Source organism: Deltaproteobacteria bacterium (genome assembly GCA_016213065.1).
In the GTDB taxonomy this organism is placed as follows: domain Bacteria; phylum UBA10199; class UBA10199; order SPLOWO2-01-44-7; family SPLOWO2-01-44-7; genus JACRBV01.
The window spans coordinates 1-7379 of sequence record JACRBV010000122.1; the positions used below are offsets into that span (position 1 = coordinate 1).

Here is a 7379-nt window from a genome sequence, read left to right on the forward strand (position 1 = left end):
CTCGAAAAAAGACATAAGCCTTGACAGCCTCTTCAAAGCTTGTTACTATCCAGCAGATTTTTCATCAATGATTTCAACCACTTAGGGCAGGTATTTATGGTCTCAAAACAAAAAAGCGTTCAATTTACGAAGATGCAGGGGGCCGGCAATGACTGCATTATCATCGATTGCCTTAAGTCAAAAGTCCAAAACCCACAACGATTAGCCAAAAAAATGTGCGATCGCAGATTTGGCATCGGAGCCGATCAGCTCCTCCTGTTGTTTAAATCAAGAAAAGCCGATTTCAAAATGCAGATTTTTAATGCCGATGGTTCTGAGGCCGAAATGTGCGGCAACGGCATTCGCTGTTTGGCTCGCTATATAAAAGATAAAAAATATACCCAGAAAAAGGAAATGACCATTGAAACACTGGCCGGCATTCGTGAAGCAAAAGTCTCTGCAAAAAATATGGAAGTGAATCTGGGCGAACCCAAAATGAAAGGGAAAGAAATCCCGGTCAATTTGAGCGGCCGCATTATCAACCGTCCTCTAAAAATTGATAATAAAGATTTTCGTATCACCTGCCTTTCTTTGGGCAATCCACATTGCATTATTTTTCAGGAAAATCTTGATAATCTCGCAATTGAAAAATTCGGGCCTCTGCTGGAAAATTATCATCTTTTTCCGAAAAGAACGAATGTCAGCTTTGTCAATGTTGTTTCTTTGAATGAACTGAAAATCCGGGTTTGGGAAAGAGGCTGTGGCGAAACACTTGCATGTGGTACAGGCGCCGCCGCTTCCTTAATTGCCAGCGTGTTAAACGGATTTACGGAACGAAAAGCAAAAATTCAACTTCCGGGTGGCAAACTGGAAGTGGAATGGGATCGTGAAACCAATTTTGTTTGGTTGTCCGGTCCTGCAGAAGCCATTTGTGAAGGCCAATATTATTTGTAAAATGAAAGATTAAAAACCAAAAATTAAAAACATAAACCAAAGTTCAAAAATATTCTTAGTTTATGTTTTTGATTTTTAATATGTGTTTTTAATTTTTAGTTTCTAATCTTTGGTTTTGCTTCTTATGCTTCCACTCTTCAAAGGGTCCATGGTGGCCCTCATCACTCCCTTTAAAAATAATAAAATCGATGAAACAGCCCTTCGTCATTTGGTGGATTGGCAGATTCAATCGGGAACAGATTGCATCATCCCATGCGGCACTACCGGGGAAGCCCCCACAATCAGCGATGAAGAACACGAAAGAATTATCACCCTTGTTGTAGAACAGGCGGCGAAAAGAATCCCTGTGCTTGCCGGCGCCGGATCCAACTCCACGGAGAAAGCCATCAAACTTGCAAAGCAGGCAAAAAAAGCAGGGGCGGAGGGAACTCTCCAAGTCACTCCTTATTATAACAAACCAACTCAAGAGGGACTCTACCAACATTTCAAAGCGATTGCTTCCGCGGTGGATTTTCCTCTCGTGCTTTATAATGTTCCCGGCCGAACTTCCGTGAATCTGGAAACAACAACGACTCTGCGTCTTTCTAAAATCGATAATATTGTTGGCATCAAAGAAGCTTCAGAAAAATTGGAACAGATTGCGGCGATCCTTGCGGGCGTTGATTCCAATTTCGGAGTTTATTCGGGAGAAGATGCGCAGAATGCCCAAATCTATATGCTGGGCGGGAAGGGTACCATTTCCGTGACAGCCAATGTTGCACCCCAACTTGTCGCCAAGGTGTGGGACCTTTTTGCGGCGGGCGATAAAAAACAAGCCTTGTCGGAACAAGAGCATTTGCAGGCGCTCAATAAAATCATGTTTATTGAAACCAATCCCATTCCTGTCAAAACAGCTTTGGCACTCATGGGAAAATGTCAGGAAGAATTTCGACTTCCCTTGTGTGGCATGAGCGACAAAAATAAAGAAGAATTAAAGAGAGTGATGAAGGACTATGGGCTCTAATCTGATTCGATTGATTGTTTGCGGGGCAACCGGAAGAATGGGAACACTGGTTTGCCAATTGGCGGAACAATCAAAAGATTTTAATATCGTCGGCAGAGTCAACAGACAACAATCTTTGGAATCGTGTATTGAAAAAGGTGATCTCCTCATTGATTTTAGTTTGCCGGAAGCTTCGCAAAAAAATATTCGTCTCGCCGCGGAACACAAGAAACCGCTTGTCCTTGGTACAACAGGGATTGGAGTCGAAGAACAATCTATTTTAAAGAAGGCTTCGCAAGAAATTGCCATTGTTCATTCCGCAAATATGTCGGTTGGCGTGAATCTTCTTTTTGAATTGATCGGTGTTGCCACAGAACGATTGGGACCGGATTTTAAGATTGAAATTTCGGAAACGCATCATATCCACAAAAAAGACAAGCCCTCCGGCACCGCAAAAAGTATGGGATATGTTGTGGAAAAACTGTCTGGGAAAACACCGTTGATCAAATCGAAAAGAGAAGGAGAAGTTATCGGAGATCACACCATTGTTTTTGCATCGGAGTCTGAAGAAATAACTCTCTCCCACCGCGCACTCGATCGCAAAATTTTTGCGATGGGTTCTTTAAGAGCGGCGAAATGGATTCTTGGCAAAAAGGCTGGACTTTATACAATGATCGATGTTTTAAAAAACTAACGTGCACTATTCCAAACGCATACAACAACTTCCCCCCTACCCCTTCGCCAAATTGGACAGGAAAAAACGGGAATTGAGACTCAAAGGAGTTGATCTGATCGACTTAAGTATTGGCGATCCGGATATTCCAACTCCCAAACCGATTATTGAATGCATGCAACAAGCGATCACCAAACCGGAATATCACTCTTATCCCCCCTACGAAGGGACATTAAAATTCAGAGAAGCGGTTTCACGCTGGTATTTGAAACGTTTCGGAGTGCAGGTTGATCCCAAAACAGAAGTGCTGGCCCTGATTGGTTCAAAAGAAGGTATTGCAAATATTCATTACGCCTTCATCGATCCCGGAGACATCGTGCTGGTGCCCACGCCCGGTTATCCTGTTTATGCCAACGGCACAAAATTTGCCGGAGGGCTTCCCTACCTGATACCCCTTCACAAAACCAACCAGTTTTTGCCTGATTTAAAATTAATTCCTGAACACACCGCGCAAAAAGCGAAAATGTTGCACTTGAATTACCCCAACAATCCGACAGCCGCCATCGCCACGGACACTTTTTTCGAAGAGGTCGTGGACTTTGCAAAACATCATCAAGTAATTGTTTGCCACGATGCTCCTTACACTGAAATTTATTATGATGGGCACAAACCGGTGAGTTTTCTGAAAACGCCCGGGGCCAAAGAAGTGGGCGTTGAGTTTCATTCTCTTTCCAAAACATTCAACATGACCGGATGGCGGCTTGGTTTTGCCGTCGGCAATGCCGATATCATTAAAGGTCTAGCCACCATCAAAATGTACACGGACTCGGGTCAATTTTCGGCGATTCAGGAGGCGGGGATTTTCGCTTTGGAACATGCCGAGGAGCTAACTCCGCCCATACGGCATGTTTATCAGGAGCGCAGAGATGTTTTTGTGGAGGCACTCAAAAAAATCGGACTCAAAGTCACTCCGCCAAAAGCTACTTTCTATCTCTGGATTGATGTCCCGAATGGCCAGACATCAAGCACCATGGCGGCCCATTTGCTGGACCAAGGTGTTGTGGTTACTCCGGGCACCGCCTTCGGCGAAGCGGGCGAAGGGTTTTTCCGTTTGACACTCACCGCACCAAAGGAAAGACTATTGGAAGCCGTTACGCGAATCAAAAAAACAATATCCTGACAAACATATGCCTGTTTTTTTATCACTCGGTTCCAATTTGAAAGACAGAAAAAAGAATTGTGAGAGAGCCCTGTCTCTTCTCAAAGAAGGCTTTGGCATTCAGTGCATAAAAATTTCCCAGTGGCATGATACCAAAGCAAAAACCCTTCCCGGGGAAACACATCCCAATTTTTTGAATGGTGTTGCCAAAATAAAAACTGATTTTACTCCTTTCGAACTCCTCTACATTTGCAAAACCATTGAACATGAACTGGGGAGACGCTTTTCAGAAAAAAAATGGCAACCGCGCACGATCGACATCGATATTCTTTTTTACAAAGATCATGTTGTCGACACAAAGCATTTGCAAATTCCTCACCCGGAACTCCACCAAAGGCTCTTTGTTTTGCATCCGCTCCATGAAGTGGAACCAGACTGGCTTCATCCGGTCTTGCAAAAAACGGTGGCAGAACTTCTTAAAGACATGCTAAAAACCCTGCAATGATACTGGGGCTTTTTGTCATTCTGATTGCTGTTTTGATTCTTCCTTTTTGTTTCAAAAAAATTGAACACAATCTGGAGATTTTTTTATTTGTCATGGGAGTTTCCGCCAGTCTTATCTCGCGGCAAATGAGCGGCCATCTCGCTATGGAGGCCCTCAGAGATCCATTACCCATCACCGCCGCTGTGCTTGTCTTTGGACTTTTATTCAAATGGTCGCGTCGAAAGCTTGATTCGGGGATTCAAAAACTGCTTGAGAAAATCCCGGTTCCCATTTTCGTTTTCTTTTTGATTCTGATTTTGGGTCTGGCTTCCAGCATCATCACAGCCATCATTGCTTCTTTGGTGTTGGTTGAAGTGATCAGCATGCTCAAACTCGACAAACAATTTGAGACCCGCTTTGTCATCATCGCCTGCTTTGCCATTGGCCTTGGCGCCGCGCTTACCCCGATTGGCGAGCCTCTGTCCACCATTGCCATCGCCAAACTAAAATCATGGCCCGATGTCAATTTCTGGTATCTCATAAAATTGCTGGGAATCGAGATTGTCGCGGGAGTTTTTGCTTTATCGATTCTTTCTCTTTTTTTTCACGACAAAAAACAGGACCAAGGCCTTACCGGAACTCATCGCGAAGAAAATTATAAAGAAATTGTTGTGCGAACCATCAAGGTTTATTTCTTCGTCATGGCCCTTGTCTTTTTGGGTCAGGGTTTCAAACCGATGATCGACACCTATCTCGTAAAAATTTCCGGCGATGTTTTATATTGGATCAACATGATCTCCGCCATTCTCGACAACGCCACACTCACAGCGACTGAAATTGGCCCCAGCATGACACCGATTCAAATCAAAAAATTACTGATGGGTCTGTTAATCGCCGGCGGCATGCTGATCCCGGGCAACATCCCCAACATTGTTGCCGCTTCAAAATTAAAAATCCCTTCCAAAGAATGGGCAAAATTGGGAGTTCCACTAGGGCTGATTCTGATGTTGCTCTTTTTCTTTGTTTTGGAGATGGAATAATCGTGATCACAAAATTGGCCATTGTAGCGACAGGCGGGGCTTTGGGAAGTGTCTTCCGGTTTTTGTTGCAAACTTTCAGTTCCACACGTTCGGCATTGCCTTTCCCTACGGCACTATCCTTGTCAATATTTCCGGTTGTTTTTTGATCGGTTTTTTTGCGGCTTCAACAAAAGACTCCATTTTATTTCATCCCTCTTTTAAGCTCTTCCTGCTTGTCGGTATTTTGGGAGGCTTTACAACGTATTCGGACTTTGCATTGGAGACTTGGACATTAGCCAAGGATAGAGAACTTTTGAAAGTTTTTGGAAATATTTCACTCCATATTTTTGGTTGCTTTACGGCTCTATTTGGGGGTATTTGGCTTTCGCGTTTAACTTAGGAAAGGAAATTTTATGAAAATTTTTATCGATATCAAAAAACTTGACGGAATCATTGAAAAAGGCCTCGTCACACTTGAAAAAATTCAGATAATCTTCTACCGCGCCGGAAAAATTTAAATTTGACAAACTTGTCTAAATATGGCTAAGTTTAGCCATGATTAAAGTCAAAGTTGGAGAGTTAAGAAACCACCTCAGCAAGTATCTCAAAAAAGTGCGCCAGGGAATGGAGGTCATAATAAAAGATCGGAATACACCCATCGGCCGAATCGTCCCGTTGAAAAAAGGGGAAGAAGAGGCCTTTGATCTCATCCCTCCAAAAAAAGGATACGAAACTCTGAAGACCTTTTCAGGAATGGATGTAGTTTCCTCTACTGATCCGGTCGAGATACTTCTGGAAGAAAGAAGCAGGAGATGATTTGTTATCTGGACAGCTCCGTCGTGTTAAGAAAACTTTTGCGTGAATCCCATGCCCTCCCCCAGTGGCGTCAGATACGAAAAGGGTTTGCAAGCCGCCTGCTCCGTTTGGAATGTCTGCGCACCATTGAACGGCTCCGATTTCGCGGGGTTTTATCCAATGAAGACACCGTAAAAATTCGAAAAGCTTTTTTTTCTCTACTGGATACCATTGCTCTTCTGCCTCTGACCGAAAAAATCATTCAAAGGGCAGAACAACCATTTGCTTCTCCCGTGGGATCTCTTGATGGGCTTCATTTGGCCACTGCCTTGTTATGGCAGGAAACAAGGGGAGAGTCTTTTTTTTTGGCCACTCATGATCAGGAATTGGCGCAAGCCGCGCACGCCCACGGTTTAAACGTTTTAGGCATCTGAAAGCGCAATCACACGCAGTCACAATCTCCTTGATTTTCAATAGAAAGAATGAAAAAGAAAGGCCCCATGAAAATTTTTATCGATTCTGCGGATATCAATGAAATTAAAGAAGCCAATGCGATGGGAATTTTGGATGGAGTCACCACCAATCCCAGTTTGGTTGCCAAAACCGGACGCGATTTCAAGACAGTCGTCAAAGAAATTTTGCAAGAGATCAAAGGTCCCGTCAGTCTGGAAACGGTGAGTTTAACGGCTAAGGGAATGCTCGATGAAAGTCATCGCCTTGCCGATTTTGGTCCCAATGTTGTTGTCAAAATTCCAAGCACTGTAGAAGGTCTTAAGGCCATCAAACAACTTGCGTCGGAAGGAATCAAAACCAATTGCACACTCTGTTTTTCTTCGAGTCAGGCGCTGTTGATTGCAAAAGCCGGGGCAAAGATTGTCAGTCCCTTCGTCGGAAGATTGGATGACATCAGCGAAACAGGAATGGATTTGATCGCCGATATTTTGCAGATTTATCGCAACTTCGCTCTCAAAACAGAAATTCTGGTCGCCAGTATTCGCAATCCCATTCACGTCAAGGAAGCGGCCATGCTCGGAGCCGATATTTGCACCATCCCGCTCCCCGTCATCAAACAACTGATGAAGCACCCACTGACAGACGCAGGAATTGAAAAATTCTTAAAAGATTGGGGAAAAGTACCGAACAAACCGTTTTGAAAAAGTCGTAAAATTTCTTGCCGAGAAGAATTCTTTAAACTAGTATAAAACCATGTGCGCCAAGAAGTTTATCAAATACCTGCGAATGAGAGATTTGCCGGCGAAGCGACCTGACGCACGCTGTATCGGACTTGGCACGTACTACTCCGCGAGGAGTTAGCGTGAAGCCCAAGCGAGAAA

The 7379-nt window shown here is 43.8% G+C and carries 10 protein-coding genes; all 10 read left to right on the top strand.

What is annotated here, in order from left to right:
* Positions 1 to 96 precede the first annotated feature (96 nt).
* A complete protein-coding gene (locus tag HY877_07180; GenBank protein MBI5300055.1) occupies positions 97 to 933 on the top strand; it encodes a diaminopimelate epimerase in 837 nt (278 codons plus the stop codon).
* 124 nt (positions 934 to 1057) lie between these two features.
* The gene (locus HY877_07185; GenBank protein ID MBI5300056.1) at positions 1058 to 1936 is read left to right on the top strand and encodes a 4-hydroxy-tetrahydrodipicolinate synthase; all 879 of its coding nucleotides are present in this window, start codon (positions 1058 to 1060) and stop codon (positions 1934 to 1936) included.
* Positions 1926 to 2609, top strand: coding sequence for a 4-hydroxy-tetrahydrodipicolinate reductase (locus tag HY877_07190; protein MBI5300057.1), 684 nt, complete (start codon positions 1926 to 1928; stop codon positions 2607 to 2609). Before HY877_07185 ends, HY877_07190 begins: the two co-directional genes overlap by 11 nt.
* A gap of 1 nt (position 2610) precedes the next feature.
* Positions 2611 to 3768: an LL-diaminopimelate aminotransferase gene (locus tag HY877_07195; protein MBI5300058.1), complete on the top strand. Its 1158-nt coding sequence runs from the start codon at positions 2611 to 2613 to the stop codon at positions 3766 to 3768.
* Positions 3769 to 3775: 7 nt separating this feature from the next.
* Positions 3776 to 4252 carry a 2-amino-4-hydroxy-6-hydroxymethyldihydropteridine diphosphokinase gene (gene folK / locus HY877_07200; GenBank protein MBI5300059.1) on the top strand — a complete coding sequence of 159 codons (477 nt, stop codon included), beginning with the start codon at positions 3776 to 3778 and terminating at the stop codon, positions 4250 to 4252.
* On the top strand, positions 4249 to 5271 hold the full coding sequence (locus tag HY877_07205; GenBank protein MBI5300060.1) for a DUF1646 family protein: 1023 nt from the start codon (positions 4249 to 4251) through the stop codon (positions 5269 to 5271). Before folK ends, HY877_07205 begins: the two co-directional genes overlap by 4 nt.
* Positions 5252 to 5650, top strand: a complete 399-nt coding sequence (locus HY877_07210) for a CrcB family protein (protein ID MBI5300061.1) — start codon at positions 5252 to 5254, stop codon at positions 5648 to 5650. Before HY877_07205 ends, HY877_07210 begins: the two co-directional genes overlap by 20 nt.
* Positions 5651 to 5805: 155 nt before the next feature.
* Positions 5806 to 6066: a type II toxin-antitoxin system prevent-host-death family antitoxin gene (locus tag HY877_07215; GenBank protein MBI5300062.1), complete on the top strand. Its 261-nt coding sequence runs from the start codon at positions 5806 to 5808 to the stop codon at positions 6064 to 6066.
* Entirely contained in the window at positions 6063 to 6479 is a 417-nt protein-coding gene (locus tag HY877_07220; GenBank protein MBI5300063.1) for a type II toxin-antitoxin system VapC family toxin, read from the top strand. Before HY877_07215 ends, HY877_07220 begins: the two co-directional genes overlap by 4 nt.
* Before the next feature lie 66 nt (positions 6480 to 6545).
* Positions 6546 to 7199: a fructose-6-phosphate aldolase gene (fsa, locus tag HY877_07225; GenBank protein MBI5300064.1), complete on the top strand. Its 654-nt coding sequence runs from the start codon at positions 6546 to 6548 to the stop codon at positions 7197 to 7199.
* Positions 7200 to 7379 lie beyond the last annotated feature (180 nt).

Coding starts and splice junctions, on each gene's coding strand:
- HY877_07220 (MBI5300063.1), top strand. CDS start 6,063: ATGATTTGTTATCTGGACAGCTCCGTCGTGTTAAGAAAACTTTTGCGT.
- HY877_07185 (MBI5300056.1), top strand. CDS start 1,058: ATGCTTCCACTCTTCAAAGGGTCCATGGTGGCCCTCATCACTCCCTTT.
- folK (MBI5300059.1), top strand. CDS start 3,776: ATGCCTGTTTTTTTATCACTCGGTTCCAATTTGAAAGACAGAAAAAAG.
- fsa (MBI5300064.1), top strand. CDS start 6,546: ATGAAAATTTTTATCGATTCTGCGGATATCAATGAAATTAAAGAAGCC.
- HY877_07190 (MBI5300057.1), top strand. CDS start 1,926: ATGGGCTCTAATCTGATTCGATTGATTGTTTGCGGGGCAACCGGAAGA.
- HY877_07205 (MBI5300060.1), top strand. CDS start 4,249: ATGATACTGGGGCTTTTTGTCATTCTGATTGCTGTTTTGATTCTTCCT.
- HY877_07180 (MBI5300055.1), top strand. CDS start 97: ATGGTCTCAAAACAAAAAAGCGTTCAATTTACGAAGATGCAGGGGGCC.
- HY877_07215 (MBI5300062.1), top strand. CDS start 5,806: ATGATTAAAGTCAAAGTTGGAGAGTTAAGAAACCACCTCAGCAAGTAT.